This is a genomic window from Kineosporia babensis, from assembly GCF_021129305.1.
GTDB lineage: Bacteria > Actinomycetota > Actinomycetes > Actinomycetales > Kineosporiaceae > Kineosporia > Kineosporia babensis.
Map to the genome: position 1 here is coordinate 115437 of NZ_JAJOMB010000021.1, position 20199 is coordinate 135635.

At 68.6% G+C, this 20199-nt stretch carries 16 protein-coding genes; 11 read left to right on the forward strand and 5 right to left on the reverse strand.

Annotation, left to right across the window (positions count from 1 at the left end; all coding sequences use genetic code 11):
* Positions 1-66: 66 nt before the first annotated feature.
* Positions 67-1254, forward strand: coding sequence for an IS701 family transposase (locus tag LR394_RS31020; protein WP_456238334.1), 1188 nt, complete (start codon positions 67-69; stop codon positions 1252-1254).
* Between the two features lie 294 nt (positions 1255-1548).
* Here the strand turns inward: LR394_RS31020 and LR394_RS31025 are convergent, their stop codons facing one another.
* A complete protein-coding gene (locus LR394_RS31025) occupies positions 1549-2586 on the reverse strand; it encodes a glutathione S-transferase family protein (protein ID WP_231448146.1) in 1038 nt (345 codons plus the stop codon).
* Between the two features lie 136 nt (positions 2587-2722).
* On the opposite strand from LR394_RS31025, the gene LR394_RS31030 reads away from it, so the two are divergent.
* A complete protein-coding gene (locus LR394_RS31030) occupies positions 2723-3670 on the forward strand; it encodes a sulfite exporter TauE/SafE family protein (protein WP_231448147.1) in 948 nt (315 codons plus the stop codon).
* 199 nt (positions 3671-3869) lie between these two features.
* Complete coding sequence (locus LR394_RS31035; RefSeq protein ID WP_231448148.1) at positions 3870-6215, forward strand: fibrinogen-like YCDxxxxGGGW domain-containing protein; 2346 nt, start codon at positions 3870-3872, stop codon at positions 6213-6215.
* Between the two features lie 48 nt (positions 6216-6263).
* Here the strand turns inward: LR394_RS31035 and LR394_RS43325 are convergent, their stop codons facing one another.
* The 3 genes from LR394_RS43325 to LR394_RS31050 form a co-directional block, all read right to left on the reverse strand.
* Positions 6264-7151, reverse strand: a complete 888-nt coding sequence (locus tag LR394_RS43325) for a WecB/TagA/CpsF family glycosyltransferase (protein ID WP_231448149.1) — start codon at positions 7149-7151, stop codon at positions 6264-6266.
* Positions 7144-7743, reverse strand: coding sequence for a hypothetical protein (locus tag LR394_RS31045; RefSeq protein ID WP_231448150.1), 600 nt, complete (start codon positions 7741-7743; stop codon positions 7144-7146). Before LR394_RS31045 ends, LR394_RS43325 begins: the two co-directional genes overlap by 8 nt.
* 201 nt (positions 7744-7944) lie before the next feature.
* Complete coding sequence (locus LR394_RS31050) at positions 7945-9582, reverse strand: hypothetical protein (RefSeq protein ID WP_231448151.1); 1638 nt, start codon at positions 9580-9582, stop codon at positions 7945-7947.
* Positions 9583-9941: 359 nt separating this feature from the next.
* On the opposite strand from LR394_RS31050, the gene LR394_RS31055 reads away from it, so the two are divergent.
* Genes LR394_RS31055 through LR394_RS42235 form a run of 8 tightly spaced genes read left to right on the forward strand, consistent with a single transcriptional unit; the run spans position 9942 to position 18321 of the window.
* Complete coding sequence (locus LR394_RS31055) at positions 9942-10997, forward strand: glycosyltransferase family 2 protein (protein ID WP_269330053.1); 1056 nt, start codon at positions 9942-9944, stop codon at positions 10995-10997.
* Entirely contained in the window at positions 10997-12331 is a 1335-nt protein-coding gene (locus LR394_RS31060; RefSeq protein WP_231448152.1) for an O-antigen ligase family protein, read from the forward strand. Before LR394_RS31055 ends, LR394_RS31060 begins: the two co-directional genes overlap by 1 nt.
* Complete coding sequence (locus LR394_RS31065) at positions 12328-13845, forward strand: oligosaccharide flippase family protein (protein WP_231448153.1); 1518 nt, start codon at positions 12328-12330, stop codon at positions 13843-13845. The genes LR394_RS31060 and LR394_RS31065 overlap by 4 nt, the downstream gene beginning before the upstream one ends.
* Before the next feature lies 1 nt (position 13846).
* On the forward strand, positions 13847-14725 hold the full coding sequence (locus tag LR394_RS31070) for a sulfotransferase (RefSeq protein ID WP_231448154.1): 879 nt from the start codon (positions 13847-13849) through the stop codon (positions 14723-14725).
* Positions 14722-15699 (forward strand): glycoside hydrolase family 26 protein, encoded by a 978-nt coding sequence (locus LR394_RS31075; protein ID WP_231448155.1) that lies wholly within the window; start codon positions 14722-14724, stop codon positions 15697-15699. Before LR394_RS31070 ends, LR394_RS31075 begins: the two co-directional genes overlap by 4 nt.
* The gene (locus LR394_RS31080) at positions 15696-16901 is read left to right on the forward strand and encodes a hypothetical protein (RefSeq protein ID WP_231448156.1); all 1206 of its coding nucleotides are present in this window, start codon (positions 15696-15698) and stop codon (positions 16899-16901) included. Before LR394_RS31075 ends, LR394_RS31080 begins: the two co-directional genes overlap by 4 nt.
* Entirely contained in the window at positions 16898-17815 is a 918-nt protein-coding gene (locus LR394_RS31085; RefSeq protein ID WP_231448157.1) for a sulfotransferase domain-containing protein, read from the forward strand. Before LR394_RS31080 ends, LR394_RS31085 begins: the two co-directional genes overlap by 4 nt.
* On the forward strand, positions 17812-18321 hold the full coding sequence (locus LR394_RS42235; protein WP_269330054.1) for a serine acetyltransferase: 510 nt from the start codon (positions 17812-17814) through the stop codon (positions 18319-18321). The genes LR394_RS31085 and LR394_RS42235 overlap by 4 nt, the downstream gene beginning before the upstream one ends.
* Positions 18322-18352: 31 nt before the next feature.
* Here the strand turns inward: LR394_RS42235 and LR394_RS43330 are convergent, their stop codons facing one another.
* Positions 18353-19969 (reverse strand): carbohydrate binding domain-containing protein, encoded by a 1617-nt coding sequence (locus tag LR394_RS43330; protein ID WP_231448158.1) that lies wholly within the window; start codon positions 19967-19969, stop codon positions 18353-18355.
* Positions 19970-20199: the final 230 nt, after the last annotated feature.

Consider the following 20199-nt stretch of genomic DNA (forward strand, 5'->3'; position numbering starts at 1 on the left):
GGCCGGGATTCCGGCTGGTCGAATCCCCTCGCGGGAAAGCGACGCCTGGCACTGTGGAGGGGGCACGTGCACGATCCCGGGTACGAGAGATCCTTGAAGGTCGTCTACGATCGGATTGCACACAATTTCAGCCGAGCCGAACCTCGCAAGCGCGCCTGGAACTATCTGGTCGACCTTCCGAAAGCTCATTCAGCCGGGCTGCGGCGGGGCGAGACGGTCGGCCACTATTCCGGGGAAATCCGCGCCGACGGGGTGCAGCGGCTGCTCACCTCGGCCCGCTGGGACGAGTTCTCGGTGCGGGAGGAACTGCGCGCCATCGCCATTCAGGCCGGTGGGCGGACCGGCGGCACGCTGTTCCTGACCGAGATCGCCTTCCCCAAGAAGGGCCGCAACGCGGTCGCGGTGGAACGCCAGTACAGCCACGACACCCAGCGGGTGGAGAACTGCCAGATCGGCCTGCTGCTGTTCTATCTGACCGCCGACCGGCAGGCATTCCTGATCGACTCCGAGTTGTATCTGCCGCCGGCCTGGGTGAGCGACCCGAAACGACGTGAGCAGGCACAGATCCCGCCCGAAGTGGTTTACCGCAGCAAGTCGGCAATCGCGGCGGAGATGATTCGCCGGGCCTGGGAAAGCTCGATCCGGCCGGTCTGGGTGGCCTGCAATCTCGTCTGCACCGAGAAGCCCATCCTGCATCGCCTGTTGCGTCGTTACGGGGTTCAGCACCTGGTCGCGGGCAGCGCCGGAGAGATGCAGGCGGGCGGGGTGGGCCAGTTCGGGCAGTTCGGCAAAGCCCTGACCGACGAGTCGCAGAACCCGCCGGCGGCCGGCACCGTGCCCGGCCACGAGATGCTGCAGCTGCGCAACACCGTGCTGCATCGCTTCTCCACCCGCAGCCCCGATCCGGCCCGGATCGAGATGTCGTATCTGATGCTCTCGGGCACCAACCGCAACGCCCGGGCCCGCTCGTACTACACGGCCTACCTGCGCCCCCATGCCGGGCTGGCCGAGGTGGTGCCGATCGTGCAGTTGATCGAGGGGGCGGCGGCGCACTGCCGGGCGGTGAAGCAGAAGACCGGGCTGGGGCACTACGAGGTGCGTAGCTGGCGGGGGTGGTACCGGCACGTCACGCTGGCCTCGGCGGCCCAGATGGCGCTGGAGCTGGCCCGGCACGACAACCACGGCGATCTGCGGCCGCAGTACGTGGACCTGCGCGATGTGGCGTACTCCGGGAAGGGGCAGACCGCCGTCTGATCCTCCCTTGGTCTTGTCCGCTCCCCAGGTTGTGCTTGCAGCTGGGCGAGGGGCTGCTTCGGCATGCCATCCATCGAGCCGGATTCGGACTGGCTGCGGACCCATACCCACCCGCCCCCTTCCCCTCCTGCTCCGGCTTCACCAGCGCTGGTCGCCTTTGCCAGCTCTGGTTGCGCTGGAAGCGCCCGATCCGTGCTTCCAGCGCGACTAAAGCTGGCAAACCTGGGACGGATGGGGGGTGGGGATGGGAGGGCGGCGGAGTGCTGAGCCGCCGCCCTTCCTTAGCTCGGCCAGTTACAGGGGATTGTGTTCGGAGGGCACCCGCTCGCTCTCGCGGACAGGGCTGGGAGGGGTGCCGTCACCGAACGGGCGGCCGCCCAGCTGCTCCCGGTGGTGCGGGGTAAGCCAGTTCGAGAGGTCCGGGCCGGCGGGGACGATCTGGGTGGGGTTGATGTCCTCGTGGACCACGTAATAGTGCTTCTTGATGTGGTCGAAGTCCGTGGTGTCGCCGAAGCCGGGGGTCTGGAACAGGTCGCGGGCGTACGCCCAGAGCGCCGGGAACTCGCTCAGCTTCTGGCGGTTGCACTTGAAATGCCCGTGGTACACAGCGTCGAACCGGGCCAGGGTGGTGAAGAGCCGTACGTCGGCCTCGGTGATGGTGTCGCCGACGAGGAAGCGCTGGTTCGTCAGACGTTCCTCCAGCCAGTCCATCGCGTCGAACAGGCGCTTGTAGGCCCGCTCGTAGGCCTCCTGGCTGCCGGCGAACCCGCACCGGTACACGCCGTTGTTCACGTCCTTGAACACCCGCAGCGCGACCTCGTCGATCTCGTCACGCAGGTGTGAGGGGTAGAGCTGGGGCGCACCCTCGCGGTGAAACTCCGTCCACTCGGTGGAGAAGTCGAGGGTGATCTGGGGGTAGTTGTTGGTCACGACCTGGCCGGTGGGCACGTCGACCATGGCGGGGACGGTGATCCCGCGGGGGTAGTCCGGGAAGCGGGCGAAGTAGGCGTCCTGGATGCGGGGGATGCCAAGCACCGGGTCCACGCCGCCCGGGTCCAGGTCGAAGGTCCAGCTGCGGCGATCGTGGGTAGGGCCGCACACCCCCATGGAGATCGCGTCCTCCAGGCCGAGCAGCCGGCGCACGATGATCGCGCGGTTGGCCCAGGGGCAGGCCCGGGCCACCACCAGGCGGTAGCGGCCGGCCTCCACCGGATAACCGTCGGCGCCGTCCCGGGTGATCCGGGTGGCGATGTAGTTGGCGTCGCGGGTGAACTCCTGTCCACTCGTCACGTAGGCGCCGGCCGTCGAGTTCTCCGAGTTTTCGTTGCTCACGCAATCATTCTGCCTCCTCGGCCGCCCCGCCGCCTCCCCCCGTCCCCCGGTTGACATCACCCCAGCCCAGCCGGTCCTTCGTAACAGTCCCTTCACAGGGGTGTGCAGAATCTTCTCTACCTTTTATAGTCACCCGATGGACTTTGATCCGTTGATGGCCCTGGCCGCGTTCGGCATCGGCATCGTGGTCGGCCTGACCGGGATGGGCGGGGGCGCCCTGATGACCCCGGTGCTGGTGCTGTTCTTCGGGGTGACCCCGATGGCGGCGGTCTCCAGCGACCTGGTCGCGGCGGCGGTGATGAAGCCGGTCGGCTCGTGGGTGCACCTGCGCCGCGGCACGGTGAACCTGAAGCTGGTGTTCTGGCTGTGCGCCGGGTCGATCCCCACCGCGTTCTGCGGCGTGCTGGTGGCCCGGGCCTTCGGCAGCGGCGAATCGGTGCAGCACGCGATCAAGATGGCACTCGGCGTGGCCCTGCTGATCGCGATGACCGGGCTGTGCGTGCGGATGTACCAGGGGTTGCGCGAGCGGGCGGCGCGACGCGACGGCCGGGTGGAGCCGGAGACCGAGGCCTTGCCCCAGGTGGCGGTCCGGCCGATCCCCACGTTGCTGGTCGGGGCGCTCGGTGGGCTGATCGTCGGGATCACCTCGGTAGGCAGCGGATCGCTGATCATCATTGCCCTGATGGCGCTGTACCCGGCACTCAAGGCGGCCCAGCTGGTCGGCACCGACCTGGTTCAGGCTGTGCCGCTGGTATTTTCGGCCGCGCTCGGGCACATCCTGTTCGGCGACTTCCAGCTCGACCTCACCCTGGCCCTGATCGTCGGCAGCGTGCCCGGCGCCTGGCTCGGCGCCCAGCTCTCCACCCGACTGCCCGGCGCCCTGGTCCAGCGCGCGCTGGCGTTCGTGTTGCTGGCCTCGGCGCTGAAACTGTTCGGTGTGGGAAATGTGGAAACCGGGATCATTCTGCTCTCGGCGCTGATCGTGGCTCCCCTGGTGTGGATGGGACTGCGCCGTCGTCACGGATTCACTGCGCTCGCAGTGGCCGGCGAGGACGAGGCGCGCGAACCAGAACCCGTCCCATAAAACCTGACATCGATGGCACGAGAACGGCCGCTCCTCAGGGGATCTGAGGGGCGGCCGTTCCGCTTTGGTGAGCATCAATCCGTAGTCGGGATATACGCGTAGTAGTTTGTTTTACATATTTCTAGTTTTCTTCACCCAAGGGTCACGTACAGGGCAATACTGACTCCACTTTCTTCTCCCTTGGACAGCTGGAGATCTCATGCGTACAGCTCTCTCCGGCCGACAGCGGACGCTTGCGGGGTTACTGGTCACGGCAATGCTGGGCGCTGCCCTCACCGTGACTGCCCCGATCGCGAATGCCGCTGTCGTCCGCGACGGTTCGTCGTCCGCTGCGGCCGCCGCCTCCTGTTACGAGATCAAGCAGGTAGCTCCCACCTCGCCGGACGGCGTCTACTGGCTGCAGACTCCCACCCTGGTCGCCCCCGCCCAGTTCTACTGTGACCAGACCACCGACGGCGGCGGCTGGGTCCTGGTCGGCCGTGGCCGGGACAACTGGACCTTCCAGTCCGACGGCCAGGGCACCCCGGCCGAGATCAACGCAACTCCTTCCGGCACTGATGCTTTCACCCCGGTCACGCTGCCCGCCAAGACCATCGACGCGCTGCTCGACGGCGGCCGGCCGGACGCGCTCACCGAGGGGGTGCGACTGAAGCGGGCCCGCAACGTCGACGGAACCACCTCCCAGGAAGTGCGTTTCCGGCTGTCCAACCGCTCCCGCTGGACCTGGGCGATCAACGCCGCCCTGCCGATCACCAACTGGTCGATGACCGCCACCGGCAACAGCGGCACCGGCACGGCCTCCGGTAACAGCGCGAGCACCGGGAACTGGGGCTCCGACCAGACCTGGGCCCGGGTCAGCACGACCACCAACAGCAACGAGAACTACCGGGCCGGATGGGCTTACGGCAGCTCGGCCACCGGCAGCACCAGCGACACCAGCTACATCTGGAAGAACTCCAGCTCGGCCCGGGCGATGCCGTTCACCCAGGTCTACCTCCGACCGCGGCTGCTCTCGAGCGCGGTGAGCTACCCGGCGATCACCGACAGCGGCACCGAGGCCAGCACCCAGCGGGCGATGGCCGACAGCCGCACGCTCGCGAACCCCTGGGGCGTGGGCGGTCTGGCCAGCGGAGTGGACAGCGTCGACACCACCGAGGTCAAGGCCCTGGCCCAGGTGGGCAACCGGATGATCGTGGGCGGCAACTTCGCCTATGTCCAGCAGGACGCGGACGGCACCGGCCGGGTGGAGCAGGCCCGGCTGGCCGCCTTCGATGTGGATACCGGGGAATGGCTGGACGATTTCCGGCCCACCCTGGACGGTCAGGTCGAGCGGCTGATCGCGTTGCCCAACGGAAATGTCGTGGCGGGCGGCAACTTCAGCACGGTCAACGGTCAGGCCGCGCCGGGCATTGTGGCGCTGAACCCGACCACCGGGGCGACCGACACCTCCTGGCAGGTCAACCTGGAGCAGCGGCAGAGCAGCCAGCCCTTGTACGTCCGCGGGCTGGAGATCTCCGGCGGATACCTCTACATCGGAGGGAATTTCACCCACGTGTCCGGCGGTACCCGGCCCACGGCCGTCTACTCCCGTTCACTCACCCGAGTTTCGGCGAGCAACGGTACCCCCGACGAGAACTGGCGGCCGGAGGTGCTCGGCAACATCAACGCCATCGAGGGGTCGGCCAACGGCGAACGGGTCTACGTGGTGGGCCGTTTCGAGACGATCAACCAGACCGCCACCGGCTACTTCGCCGTGCTGAGCACCGCCGACGGGGCTGCACTGGTGCCCGGCCTGGCCGCGCCGCAGTTCAGCAACGCCAGCTCGCGCTACCAGCAGGGAGTGGTCGAGGTCGGCGACAAGGTGTACGAGGGCGGGGCCGAGCACATGATGTTCGGCTATGACACCGCCACGCTGAACCTGGCCTCCTCGGCGATCGCCCACAACAAGGGTGACTTCCAGGTGCTCACCGCCAAGGACGGCATCGTCTACGCCAGTTGCCACTGCTCGCAGTGGCTGTACTCAGGGGCGAAGAACTGGCCCAGCCCGACCGGCTGGAACCAGGCCGACAACATCGAGTACATCGGCGCCTGGGATGCTGCGACCGGCACCTACCTTCCGGAGTTCCTTCCGGCCGGGGTGGCCTCGCGCGGCAAGTTCGGCGCCTGGGCCCTGGAATTCGACAGCAACGGCGTGCTCTGGGCCGGCGGCGACTTCGTCAGCGGCCGCAACACCAACGGAACCCGGGTCTGGACCGGCGCGTTCATGCGCTTCGCCCCGATCGACTCCACCGCTCCTGGCGCACCCGCGGATTTCACCAGCCGCGTGGTCACCAACGGGCTGCGGCTGACCTGGAGCCCGGCCACCGACTCGTCGGGCCGGGCGGTGCGCTACGAACTGATTGCCGACGACCGGGTGATCACCACGCTGAATGCAGCCACTGTGCTGCTCGACCCGCCCACCGAGACGACGCGCTATTTCGTGCGAACCATCGACCGGGCCGGTAACCGCAGCGCCAGTACACCGGTGCTGACCTACACGCCATAACAATGGACGAGGGGGCACCGGTTTTCGAACCGGTGCCCCCTTTTCGCGCTACCTACGGAAGAACCAGGCCCCAGCCAGCCGGAGCAGGAACTCGGGGTTGCCGACAAGGTACCGTCGAGCCAGCCGCCGGGGCTCCAGCCACATCCGCCAGAGCCACTCCAGCCCCCAGCCGACCATCCACTGCGGCGGCCTCCGGTTGTTACCGCTGATCCAATCGAAAAGACCACCGCAAGTCAGCATTACGCCGTTGACCTGATACCGGTGCTGCTGAACCCACTGCTGCTGCCGCGGATCGCCGAGCCCGACCAGCACCACCTTGGCCCCGCTGGCCACGATCGCCTGGACCACCTGCTCATCCTGATCCGGGGTGAAGAACCCGTCGTGGGTATACGTCTTCAGACCGGGCACTTGCGCTTCCAGCCGAGCTGCAGCTTTCTGCGCCACTTCTGGCTGGCCACCCAGCAGGAACAGGCCGAAATCCCGCCGTTTGCACATCTGCGCCAGCGGCAGCGCCACGTCGGTGGTGGCGACCCGTTCTTCGGCCGACAGTCCCAGGAGGCGGCTGGCCCAGACCAGGGACTGGCCGTCGAGATAATTGACATCGTTCGCCCGGAACAGTTCTCGGGTTTCGGGCCGGCGGGCGCTCAGATTGACGACGTTCGCGTTGACCCCGGCGGCGGTTCGGCTCACGCCCTGGTCGACCCAGGCCTCGACCGTGCCCACGAGTTGCTCGATGGTGCAGTTGGAAAGCTTCAGGCCGAAGAGTTCGGCCTGGTCGTAATCCGGTACCGAGGTACTGATCCGCAGATCGCTGCCGGGTACGGTCCGGATCAGGGGTTGCGGCTGGACCTGCCTGCTTGGAGACGCTGGTGCTCGAGTCGGTTCCGGAGGCTCACCCCGGGTGGGGAGCGCGGTTTCGGTTCCCGGCTCAGGCACCACCGCGGGCCGCCCTCCGGGCTTCTTCCCGGGCCTGTCTCGCCTGTCTCCGGGCCAGCTGGTCGGCTTCGCGGGCCTGTTGCCGGGCGAGTTTGGCGGCTTCCTGCTTGATCTCCCAGAGCGGTCTGACCTCGACCGGTTCTCCGTCCGGGGGTGTGTACTCGATCCGGTCGATCCGGGAGACCGACTGCTGGGTGGCGACCAGGGTGGTCAGCGTGGCCCCCGCCTCCACGGTGACTGCGGACGTCAGCGCGGCGATGGTCCCATCCATGGCGATCTCCTGGTTGTTGACGGCGGCCGGTTGTGACATCGCGAGGCTGATGAACGAGGCGACCGGGAACAGGTCGACCGGACCGGGTTCACCCAGCACGCGGAAACCCTTGACGGAGAAGTCTTCGGTGGTGTGGTTGCGAACGGTGACGGAAACCATCTGGAGGGCCGGGGAACGGGTCTTGCGCAGGAAGGACTTGAGCTGCCTGACGTTCTCCTGCTGGCCGCTGGCCGGGAAGTCGACGGTGACCCGCAGGTCGCCGGTCTCGTACACGTAGGTTCCGCCGCCCTGCAGGCCTTTCACCGGTTCGGCCTCGGCCACCGGCTCCGGTTCAGCTTCCGTCGAAGCCGAAGCCGAGGCTGCCTCCGACGCCGAGGAAGCCGGGGCCGGCTTGCTGGGACTGGGCGAGGCTACGGCGAGTTCACCGAGGCTCTGCTCCGACCCGGCACAGGCCACCAGCGCACCGGCGGTTACCAGGATCAGGACAGAGCTCAGCCCTCGTCTGCGGGCACCGGGCATGACTCACGAGCCCTGAGGCGAGCCGGAACCGGACCGGGACTCGCTGCGCACCAAGGGAATCGGCGCAGTCGGCGGTGCTGATCCGGTCGAGTCGGGATCGGAGCGGCTCGAACCGGGCCAGCCGGTGGCCCGGTTCACCGCAGACTTCGGGCGTGTCTCGGGTACCGGCGTCTTCGGAGCCGGATCAGCACCCTTGGACGCCCCCTGAACGTTCCCCGCCGACGTCGGCGCCGCCAGGCCTCGCTTGCCGAGAAAGACCCCACCGAAGACATGACCACCGCAGTCCCCGACATCGCGCACCGTGATCCGCACCGCATCGAGGGCGGTGGCCCCGGACTGCCCGACCAGCACGGCCTCTTCGACCAGCGACCCCAGCGCAAGCACCACCGAGCGGCGGACCGCACCCTGGGTGGCGACCACCACCAGGCCCTGGCCGGACGAGGCAGCCGCGATCTTCTCGCGCACCACGTCGAGCCCGGCCGCCGGCTGGGCCCGCAGCAACCGGACCCGGGTGATCCGCAGCCCCGAGGCCGAACGCTGTGGTTCTACCGTCTCGCCGAAACCCTTGACCTCGTCCTCGGAGACAATGACCAGTTCCACCTTGCTACCGGACTGGTGCAGCAGTTCGGCCACGCCGTGCGCGACCCGCCCGGTGCGTTCGGGCCGGGCGTGATCAACGAACAGCAGCGCGGGCAGAGCGTTCTCGGCCACGGCCCGGGCCACCCGGGTGCGCAGGACGTACAGCGCATCGTCCGGCTCACCGGGGCGTGGGCGGACGGCAGCCGCCACCACGCCGGCCCCGATCAGCCCTTCCATCTGCTCGGCGCTGCGCAGCCGGCGGTCGGTGACCTCGCGGGCGAAAGCGCCCACCGCACCGAGCAGCAGGGCCACCAGCAGGCCGCCCATCATCACCAGCCGGCGCTGCGGGGACACCAGCGCCTCGCCGGGATCGGGGGCGCTGACCACCTGCCCCGGGTCGATGCTCATCCCCTTGAGCGAGTTCTGCTTCACCGCCAGATCATTGATCTGCTGGATCAGCAGGGTCTTGGCGCTGCTGTCGTCCTGTGCCTGGGCCGTGGTCGGATCCGCCCCGGCCAGCGACTTGTTCACCTCACCGAGGCGATCCTGCAGGTCTTCGATGTTGCTCTGGTTGGCCTCGACCAGCCCGTCGCGCCGCTCGGTGGCCCACTTCCCCCGGCTGCTCAGGTAGGCAGCTGCGAAAGCATTGGCCCCGGCTGCGGATTCGGCCGCGGTACCGGCCTGGAACTGGATCGACAGCGTGGTGGTGCCCGAGGCCGGGCGGATGGTGACGTGCTGCAGCATCCAGCCCGGGTCCGGCTTACCCGACAGCGACTCGGCCGCAGCCGCCGCAACCACCTTGGACGAGGCGGTTTTCGCCTCGGTGTCCACGTCGATCAGCTGGCTGCCGGCCTTGGTCTCGTCGAACGGCGAGATGGTGATCGCCCGCAGTTCGACCAGAGCCACCGAGGTGTAGGTGCGCGGGCCGAGCGCGAGGTAGGCCGCGGCCAGGCCGAGCACCACCGCCCCGACCAGCAGCACGGCACGCCACCGGCGCCGCGGCACCGACAGGTACCGGGCCAGCTCGGTGCTCTGCGGGCCGTAGGGCGCTGCCACAGACATGCATCACGCTTCCTTAAGAGAAGTCCCCCATGACGCCCTGATCGCCGTCAGCATAACCCGGCGTTCACTCAAGTAAAGGTCTTTTGTTACGCAACGGGCAATGTTCTTAGGTGTTACAAAAGAGGCGGAATTTGGTAGCGGAATCGTCGTACAGTTGCCGCCCATCACCCTAAACTGGGCGCCGTCCGGAACCGGCCGGACACTGGCCGTGATCGATCCGGCTCGGTACTGCACGTCAAGCGCGACCTAACCAGGCATCAAGTCCAATCCGGTGAAACGGCGACTCGGGGGCTGCGATGAGCGAGCACCACCCTGCACCGGCGGCGACCCCGGGGGCAGCCTCGACGGAGGCTCCGGCGATGGAGGCTCCGGCGACGGACGCCCCGGCAGCGGCCTCGGTCACTGCGGTGGTGGCCACCCGCAACCGGCCGGAGCAGTTGCGCCGGGCACTCACCGCGATCCTCGAGCAGGACCATCCCGGTCCGCTGGAGTGTCTGGTGGTGTTCGACCAGAGCGAGCCGCACGACCTGGGCCTGCCCGACCACCTGGCCGAGCACTTGACCGAGCACCTGACCGAGCGCCCGGCCGAGCAGCTCACCGAAAACGAGCAACCGGCCGAACCTCAGAGCGACACCAGCCCCACCACCGGCCCACCCCGCCGCACGGTCCGGATCCTGCGCAACACCCGCACCCCCGGCCTCCCGGGCGCCCGAAACACCGGAATCACCCAGGCCACCGGAGAATTCGTGGCCTTCTGCGATGACGACGACGAGTGGCTGCCGGGCAAACTACGGGCCCAGTTCGAGCAGTTGCGTCACCACCCCGAAGCCTCAGCCGTGGCCAGCGGCATCCTGGTGCACTTCCGGGGCCAGGACCGGCCTCGCCTGCCCACCGCCGAATCCCTCTCGCACGCCGACTTCCTGCGCGACCGGCAGATGGCTGTCCACCCGAGCACCCTGGTGTTCCGCCGGGCCGACCTGCTGGACGAGACCGCCGGCATCGGCCTGGTCGACGAGGAGATCCCCGGCGGCTACGGCGAGGACTACGACCTGTTGCTGCGGGCCGCCCGCCGGGCCCCGGTGATCGCCGTCAGCCGGCCCCAGGTGCGGGTCTACTGGCACGAGTCGTCCTACTTCTTCGACCGCTGGCAGACCATCGTCAACGCCCTGGGCTACCTGCTGCGCAAGCATCCGGAGTTCGCCGGCGACCGGGCCGGCCTGGCCCGGCTGCACGGGCAGATCGCCTTCGCCTACGCCGGGATGGGTCAGCGCCGCCCGGCCCGGGCACACGCCGTCCGGGCCCTGCGCGGCAACTGGCGGGAGAAGCGCTCGGTACTGGCCCTGCTGGTCAGCACCGGCCTGGTGCGCGCCCAGTTCCTCAGCAACCTCAGCCACCGCTTCGGCCGAGGCATCTGATGCCCGCCCAGCCACCTACGTCCTCAATTCCCGATCCACCGACCCGGCCACCGGCGTCCTCCAGCACCGATCTACCCGCCTGGCCGCTGGCCGCGGCGTTCGGCGGTTACCTGGCCTGGTGGCTGCTGGGGCTCGGGGACGGCGTGTGGATCCTGTTCGCCGTCCCGATGCTGGTGCTGCTGATCGCCCGGGGTTCGGTCCGGGTGCCACCCGGGTTCGGTATCTGGCTGCTCTTCCTCGGCTGGGTGCTCGCCTCGGCAGTGCAGATCGACTCCGGCGGGCGGATGTTCGGCTTCGCCTTCCGCTTCTCGCTCTACCTGGCCGCCACCATCACCTTCGTCTACGTGTACAACGCCTCCTCCGGCCTCGGGGTGGAGCGGGTGGCCGCCGTGATGACCTCGTTCTGGCTGCTGGTGGTGTTCGGCGGGTTCCTCGGCCTGCTGGTGCCCGACGGCGGGTTCGCCAGCCCGATGTCCTACCTGCTGCCCGGCGGCCTGCAGCAGAACGAGCTGGTGCGCGAGATGGTCCGCCCGACCTTCACCCAGGGCGACCCGAACGGCTACTTCCAGATGGCCACCCGGCCCAGCGCCCCGTTCAAGTACACCAACGGCTGGGGCTCGAACTACTCGCTGCTGCTGCCCTTCGTGTTCATCACGCTGAGCCGGATGCGAAAGAACCTGCTGTTCTGGGGGCTGGCCGCGATGGTGCCGCTCTCACTGATCCCGGCCTTCTCCACGCAGAACCGGGGCATGCTGCTGGGCGCGGGCATCGGCATCGTCTACATCGCGGTGCGGCAGCTGCTGCGCGGGCAGGCCCTGGCACTGATCGGGATCGGGGTGTTCGCCGCCACGGTGATGGCGATGACCGTGGTGATCCCGGTCGGCGCGATGATCGAGAGCCGCACCGAGACCGGCGACACCAACGACACCCGGTTGTCGCTGTACTCCGAGGCATTCGAGCGCACGCTCGATTCGCCGGTGCTGGGCTACGGCGCTCCGCGGCCCTCGATCGGGCCGGAGGGGAACCCATCGGTCGGTACCCAGGGCCAGTTCTGGCAGGTGATGTTCGCCCACGGGTTCGGCGGGCTGGTGTTGTTCGTGGGCTGGTTCCTGTTCCTGGTGGTGCGTACCGCCCGGCCTCCCGACAACACCCATCTGTGGCTGCACGCGGTGCTGGTGATGGTGTCGGTCGAGCTCATGTACTACGGCCTGATGGGCTCGGTGCTGGTGATCGTGATGACGGCGGCGGCGGTCTGCCTGCGCGACACCGACAACGCCGAACGCCGCCAGGCCCGGCCGCGCGCAGTTCTCGGCCCACGGGCAGTCGCCTCGTGACCACGACCACCAGAGCGCATCGCGACCTAGCGGCGGTGGCCAAGGGCGGCTCGATCGCCGCCGCCGGGGCGGTGATCTCGGCGGTCGGCGGGCTGCTGCTGACCATCGTGGTCGCCCGCGGGCTGGGGGCGGCCGGGGCAGGCCTGTTCTTCGAGGCGGTCGCGGTCTTCATGATCGCGCAGAGCCTTTCCACCCTGGGCGCGGACACCGGCCTGATGCGGGCTCTTTCCCGGGCTCGGGCGCTGGGCCAGGCCGGTGAGACGCGCCGGCTGATCGCCGTGGCCATGATTCCGGTGGCCCTGGGCTCGCTGCTGCTGGCCGGGCTGCTGTGGTGGCTCACGCCCTGGCTGCTCGATCTTCTGGCCAACGGCAGTTCCGATCATGGCCGGGCCGAGCAGTACGTGCACCTGATGGCCCCCTTCCTCGTGGTGGCCACCACCGCCACCGTGGCCGCGCAGGCCACCCGGGCGTTCGGCAGCGTGGTCGGGTTCGTCGCGGTACAGAACGTGCTCATCCCGCTCGGCCGGCCGCTCGGCATCGGCATTGCCGTCCTGGCCGGCTGGACCGGACTGGTCGTGCCGCTGATCTGGACCCTGCTGTTCATCCCGGCCCTGCTGGTAGCCGGCTGGACGCTGCGCCGCCAGGTCCGGCGCACGGATTCCGACGAGGTTCACCCGCCGCGGCCGTTGCCGCAAATTGCCCGGGAGTTCTGGGCATTCAGCGCGGTCCGGGGTATCTCCGCGGCGATCGACGTTTTCCTGGTCTGGTGCGGGGTGCTTCTGGTGGCCGCGTTCCTGACCCCGGCCGAGGCCGGGGTGTACGCCACCGCCAGCCGATTCATCACCTCCGGCACACTGGTCCTGCAGGCCATGCGGTTGGCCATCGCTCCCCAGATCAGCGCCCTGATGAGCACCGGGCAGACCGAGCGCGCCGGGCGGATCTACCGGGTGGCCACGCTCTGGATCGTCGCCTCCTCGTGGCCGCTGTACCTGGCCCTGGCCTGCTTCTCCGGTCTGCTGCTGGACCTGTTCGGCCCCGGCTTCGGGGTCGGCGCCACCGCGATGAGCATCCTGGCCCTGGCCATGCTGGTCAATCTCGGCACCGGCAATGTCGGCACGGTGCTGCTGATGGCCGGGCGCTCACACTGGCTGCTACTGAACAAGTCGCTGGCGGTGGTCACCATGGTCGGCCTGAACCTCTGGCTGGTACCCCGTTACGGCCTCGAAGGCGCCGCGATCGCCTGGGGCGCAGCCATGGCGCTGGACAACCTGATCGCCGTGGTACAGGTGCGCTGGGGGCTGGGACTGCGCGGCTACAACGCCACCACGGCCTGGACCTGCGCTCTGGCCGTCATCATCTACGGCGGTGGCGGACTGCTCGCCAAAGCCACGATCGGCGAGGGTTATCTGGCGCTGACGGCGTACCTGCTGGCCGGCACCGCCGCCTACGCCGCAGTGCTCTGGCATTTCCGGGCCCGGATGGAGCTCGGCGAGATCACCAGGAAGGTGGGCTGAGATGATCAAGCGGGTTCTGCCGGACTCCGGGAAGAACGTGGTGCGCAACGGTTTGCGGGGCTGGGGCCGGGCCACCGCCGGGCTCCGGCCGCTGCCCGACTTCCTGGTCATCGGCACCAAACGCGGCGGCACCACCTCGCTCTGGAACTACCTGCTGAGCCATCCGGGCGTGCTGCCGATGTTCCCCTCCCCGCTGAACATCAAGAGCCCGCACTACTTCTACTGGCACTACGCCAACGGCCCGCTCTGGTACCGCTCACACTTCGCCAGTACCCCGACCCGCACTGTGCTCAGCCGGCTCCGAGGCGCCCCGACCCGCACCGGCGAAGCCTCCCCCAACTACCTGTACGACCCGCGGGTACCGGCCCGGGCCGCCGAACTGCTGCCCACCGCCAAGGTGATCATGCTGCTCCGGGATCCGGCCGAAAGAGCCTATTCGCACTACAAGGAGCGGGTCCGGGCCGGGGTCGAGGACCTGTCCTTCGAGGATGCGCTGGCCGCCGAGCCCGGGCGGCTGGCCGGTGAGGCCGAGAAGATGCAGGCCGACCCCTACTACTACAGCCGGCCGTACGACTACTACGCCTACCAGGACCGTGGTGTCTACGCCCCGCAGATCGAGCGCTGGCAGCAGCAGGTTCCGGCCGAGCGCCTGCTGATCCTGCGCAGCGAGGACTTCTACGACGAGCCGGCCACCGTGTTCAACCAGGTCACGCGGTTCCTCGAACTGCCCGACCGGCCGCTGCAGAACGCCCGACGCTACAACTACCACGCCGCCTCCGGCATGGAACCGGCCACCCGCAGCGCCCTGCACGAGTTCTTCGCCGAGCCGGTGGCCGATGTGGAGAAACTCCTGGGTCGCGAAATGGGCTGGCTCCAGTGAGATATCGCCTGACCGCCCTGATCCTGACCATGAGCCTGCTCAGCGCCTGCTCGGACTCGGGCTCGAACCCGGACGGCCCGCAGCCTTCCGCCGCCGTGCCCACGGTCTCGCCCGAGGGCCCGCACCGGCCGGCTATCGGGGCCTGGGCCCAGCCGACCGGTGGCCACAACCGGGACCGGCAGATGGCCGCGGTCACCCAGCTGGAGGCCGATCTGGGGCACAAGCTGGCGATCGACCACTTCTACGTCACCGACTTCGCCGAGGTGCGCACCTGGGACTGGCGGCTGCAGTGGGACCTGGAAGAGGGCCGGATCCCGATGATCTCGATGGGCTCGGGCGCCGACACCCAGCTGGTCGCCTCCGGGATGTTCGACCCGCAGCTGGAGTCGTACGCCGAGGCGATCGCCGACAGCGGGGCCGAGCGGGTGCTGATCCGCTACGCGTTCGAGATGGACGGCGCGCTGAACCGCGACTGGGTGCGCTCCGGGCCCGACTTCATTCGGGCCTGGCAGCACGTGCGCTCGAAGTTCGAGGGTCTGCCGGTGGAGTGGGTCTGGTCGCCGAACGCCCCGGCCTTCGACGGCACGAACGGAGGCGTGGACCAGTACTGGCCCGGCGACGACCAGGTCGACTGGATCGCGGCCGACGGCTACAACTTCTACACCTGCGCCGACCACCGCTACTGGAAGAGCTTCGACGAGATCTTCACCCCCTTCCTGGAGTGGGCCGAGTCCAAGGAGAAGCCCTTGATGCTGGCCGAGTTCGGCAGTCTGCGCGATCCCGAGCAGCCCGCCCGGCAGGCCGAGTGGATCGCCGACTCGGTGAGCCGGGCCTCCACCCATCCGCAGCTCAAGGCCCTGGTCTATTTCAACTCCGACGGCCAGGGCTGTGACTGGCGGCTGGACTCGTCCGACCACACCAACGCCATGCTGCCGGACCTCGGGCTGGCCGACCAGGTTGCGGAGCTGGAGTGAACTGGGACGGCCGGAAACCGGCGGCGGGTCTGCGTCTTCTGGTGGAGCAGCTGTGGCCTGCGGACTCTGACGTCGTGGTCACTCTGGGCGCGCCTCCCGCCGGGCACCAGGTGCTCGAACAGTACGCGGTGATGCCCTCGGTCGAGGCCGCTCGGATGCTCATGCCGATGGACCGGCGGGTGGCCACGGCATCGCTGCTGGCCTACAACAAGCTGCGGCGACCACGAGTACGTGCCCGGAAAGTGGCCAGCGCTGCAGCCTTTGGATCAGGGCTGGGTAAATGGATGACGCGCGGGGTCCTGTCGGTCTGTCTCCCGCCTTCTGCGGCTGATTCCGATCAGAGACTGCTCGGGCATCTGAGCACGGTTCTGGGACCGGGCGTCGCGGCCATCGGCGTGGCTGCGCCCGCACCCAATCGGAAGCCGACGCTGCAGCTGTTCGATCCGGCCGGGCAGGCCAAGGCCTTCGTCAAGGTCGGCTGGAACGACTACACCCGCGGCCTGGTCGATCACGAGGCCTCGGTTCTGGCCGACCTTTCCAGCTCTTCGGTTCCGATGCTTCCCCGGGTACTGCATTCCGGAAGCTGGCACGGAAGAAGCCTTCTGGCCACAGCACCGATGCCACCCGGAGTGACCCGCCACCTTCCTGGGGCCGGACCCCGACCCGACCTGATCAGTCGCATCGCCACCGGCCGCCGGTCCGAGCGATTCGGAGAGTCGGCGTACCTCAAGAAAATTAAGGACGATTGCCGGCGCGTGGGTGCGTTGCTGCCGGATGGTCTCGCCGAGCGGTACCGGCAGCGGGTGCTGCGCGATCACGAGGATCTGGCCATGGATTTCGGTGCCTGGCACGGAGATTGGTCCCCCTGGAACATGGGAACCGTAGGCCGGCAGGTCTGGGTGTGGGACTGGGAGCACTACGCCGATCTGGCACCGGTCGGCCTGGACCTCGTTCACTACACCTTCCAGCGCCGGTTCGTGCAGGGCGGGGCTACGGTCGGCGCCGCACTCGACACGGCCCGGCAGGTGGTGCCGTCGCAGTTGCCCGAGGTGGGGGTGGATCCGGCGCTGGCTCCGGCGCTGGTGGATCTGTACTGCCTGGAAATGCTGCTGCGGGCCTGCCGGATGAAGCAGCAGGGAGCCGGGCAGAACGAGCGGTTCATGGCCGGGGCACTGGCCCACGCAGGAAGCAGGGCAGCATGAGGGTGGCCTTCGTGGGCGGGGTCGGGCGCAGCGGCTCCACCCTGATCGAACTGGCGCTGGGCCAGTTGCCGGACGCCTGCCCGCTGGGCGAGGTACGCCACCTGTGGCAGCGCGGGGTGGCCGAGAACCAGCTCTGCGGCTGTGGTGAGCCGTTTGCAGCCTGCTCGTTCTGGAAGAGTGTGGGTGAGCAGGCGTTCGGCGGCTGGGACCAGGTGGACCTGGCCGAGGTGCAACAGCTCAAGTCCGCAGTCGACCGGTCCCGGCACGTGCCTCGCCTGTTGCTGCGGCCCAGTTCGGCGGTGGCCCGGTACACCGAGCTCTACCGGCGCATCTATACCGCGGCCGGCGAGGTGAGCGGCCGGGCCCTGGTGATCGACTCCAGCAAACACATCTCGTTCGCAGCCTGCCTGGCCGTGGATCCGGAGGTGGACCTGCGGGTGCTGCACGTGGTGCGCGATCCCCGGGGCGTGGCCCACTCCTGGAGCAAACAGACGGTGCGGCCCGAGGTCACCAGCGGCGACGTCTACATGCCGCAGTACTCGGCCGGGCATGCAGCGTTGCAGTGGGATGCCCACAACGCCATGTATGCGGCACTGCGGCTGCGGCTGGGCGCGGCGCAACGGCTGCTGCGGTACGAGGACTTCGTTGCCGATCCACGCCGCTCGCTGGTCTCGGTGGCGCAGTTCCTTGAGGTTGAGCCGCTGGCCCAGTGGCAGGAACACCCCGAGAGCCGAGTGCTCGAGCTCGGGGTGCAGCACACGGTGGCCGGTAACCCGATGCGGTTCACCCAGGGGCCGGTCGAGGTCCGGGCCGACCAGAGCTGGCGGACCGGAATGCCCCGGGCGGCCCGGATCACGGTCACCGGCAGCACATTTCCGCTGGCCTGGTACTACGGATACGGAGTGACGGGATGAAGCTCGCGGACCTGACGCAGGACTGGTCGGCCAACCGGGGCTATCCGAAGAGCCAGGTGGTGCTGGTGCTGTTCCGGGCGGCCCAGCAACTGCGCCGTACCGATGCCTCGTGGGCCCGGCCCGCGTACCTTCTGGTCGGCACCGGCTACAAGCTGATCAGCGAATGGCTGCTCGGCGTGGAGCTTCCGGTGCGCACCGAGGTCGGGCCCGGTCTGCGGCTGCGGCACGGCGTTGGGCTGGTGGTGAATCCGCACGCCCGGATCGGCGCCGGGGTGATGCTGCGGCACGGCGTGACCATCGGCAATCGGCGCGCCGAGACCGATTGCCCGGTGATCGAGGACGGTGTGGAACTCGGCGCCAACGTGGTGATCATCGGCTCGGTGCGGATCGGGGCGGATGCCCGGATCGGGGCCGGCAGCGTGGTGGTGCACGACGTACCGGCCCGGGCCACCGTGCATCCCGGGCCGGTCGTGGTGCGGCCGGCGGCCGAGGACCGTTCCCCGTAGGACTGCCCACGGGGAACGGCTCTGCGGCGGCTCAGCCCAGCGGCTGCAGGTACGGGTCCTGCCCGGCCTCGGCGAAGCCCTCCATGCTCTGCTTGTTCGTGGTGATCCGGTAGTCGCAGTACTGCTTGCCGTTACCGGAGTTGAAGTGCACCGCCGCCTTGATGTTCGGCAGCGCCTTCATCGCCGGCACCATGTCCGCGTACCAGTCACCCATCGCGGCCGGGTTCTTCGGGTCGAACGACGAGCCGAACTCGGCCAGCATGAACGGCTTGTCGCCCAGGCCCTTCTTCTCCAGCCAGCTGTAGAAGGTGGTCAGCACCGTCTTGGTGTCCCGCCAGGGCGAGCCGTGGCAGAGGTGGAAGTTGTACGGGTCGTAGCCGATCCAGTCCACGTAGGCGTCCCCGGGGTACATCCCGGCGATCTTCTCCTCGTTGCCCAGATAGCCGGTGGGGTTCCAGACCCAGACCGCGTTGGTCACGCCCTGCTTCTTGAGCACGTCGTAGATGTGCCGGTAGGCGGCCACGTACTCGGCCGAGGTGCCGAAGTCGTTGCGGGTCACCCCGTCCATCTCGTGGTCGTAGCCCAGGAAGAACTTGTGCGGCCAGGCCTTCAGCCGCTGGGCCTGCGGGATGATCACCGACTCGTCGTACTTGCCGGCGGCGATGTCCTTCCACTTCGCGTGGCCCCCGTTGGACCAGGTGTTGGACACCCAGGCGAAGAACAGGATGCGCCGGCCGTCGGCCCCCAGCTCCTTCTCGTCCGCGTCCGGGAACTGGCCGTTGGCACCCTTGTTCGACCAGTCGTGGTAGCGCTTGACGATGTCGAAGGTGCGCCCGGTGCTCTTCTCCAGATCGGTGAACGGGGTGACCCAGTCATTGGCGGTCTTGCGGGTGTACATGCCCCAGAGGGCGCCGCACGAGGGCACGAGCTTGTCGTCCAGGGTGCACTCTTCACCGGGCTCGGGCTGGGTCGGCTCCTCCGGCACGGTGGTGCTGGTGGCGGTGCCGGTCGGGCCGGGCTCCTTGGGCGGCTCGGTGCTGGTCGGCACCTTGGTCGGGGTGGGCTCCGCGGTGGCCGGGGGCGGCGGGCTGACCACCGGGGCGTAGGTGCTCATCGAGACGTCGTCGACCACCAGCGTGCTCGCCGCCGGCAACTGCCAGGCCACCACATTGAGGTCGAGCGTGCTGTCCTGGGCCTGCGACCGGTAGGCGAAGGTGAGCTGGTGCCACTCGGTGTCGCGCAGCGAGACCTGATCCGTCCCCTCCCCGAGCAGTTCCCCGTGGCGCACCTCACGCACCCGCAGCTGGGTGCTGACGTTCGGCGTGCTGGTGCGGACCCAGGCGCTGACCCGGAACTCGCTGCCCGCAGCGGTTCCCGGCGCCACGTTGGCGACGTCGTTCAGAGCCACGGTCGACTTCTCGGCGGTGCCGATCTGGATCGCGCCCCCGGCACGTCCTTCTGAGACCACGTCCAGCCGGCCGGGACTCTTGATCTTCCAGCCGTTCCCCCCGGACTCGAAGGTCCCGTTGGCGACCAGCTGTGTCTCGTGCCGTTTTTCGGCCTTCTCGGGTTCGGCCCGGCCGCCTTGGGCGAACGAGACCGCCGCCCCGGCCGCCAGGCTGGCCACGACCGCGGTCGCGATCGCCACCCGTCTGGTTCTCCAGTTGCTCCCCCGGCGTTGAATCTCCGGCATTCCTTGCTCCCCGCGTTGATTGGTCGGCAGATCTGAAAGTCGGATCTCAGAAAGACGGGGAGGACACTAACAGCGAACAACACCCATTCGTCACCGGAACATAACACTGGGCCTCAAACCCGACCCGACCCCTTCGATTACTTAAGCCGACCGCTGGAGAAGCCTTCTCCGATACCCGGCCGAAA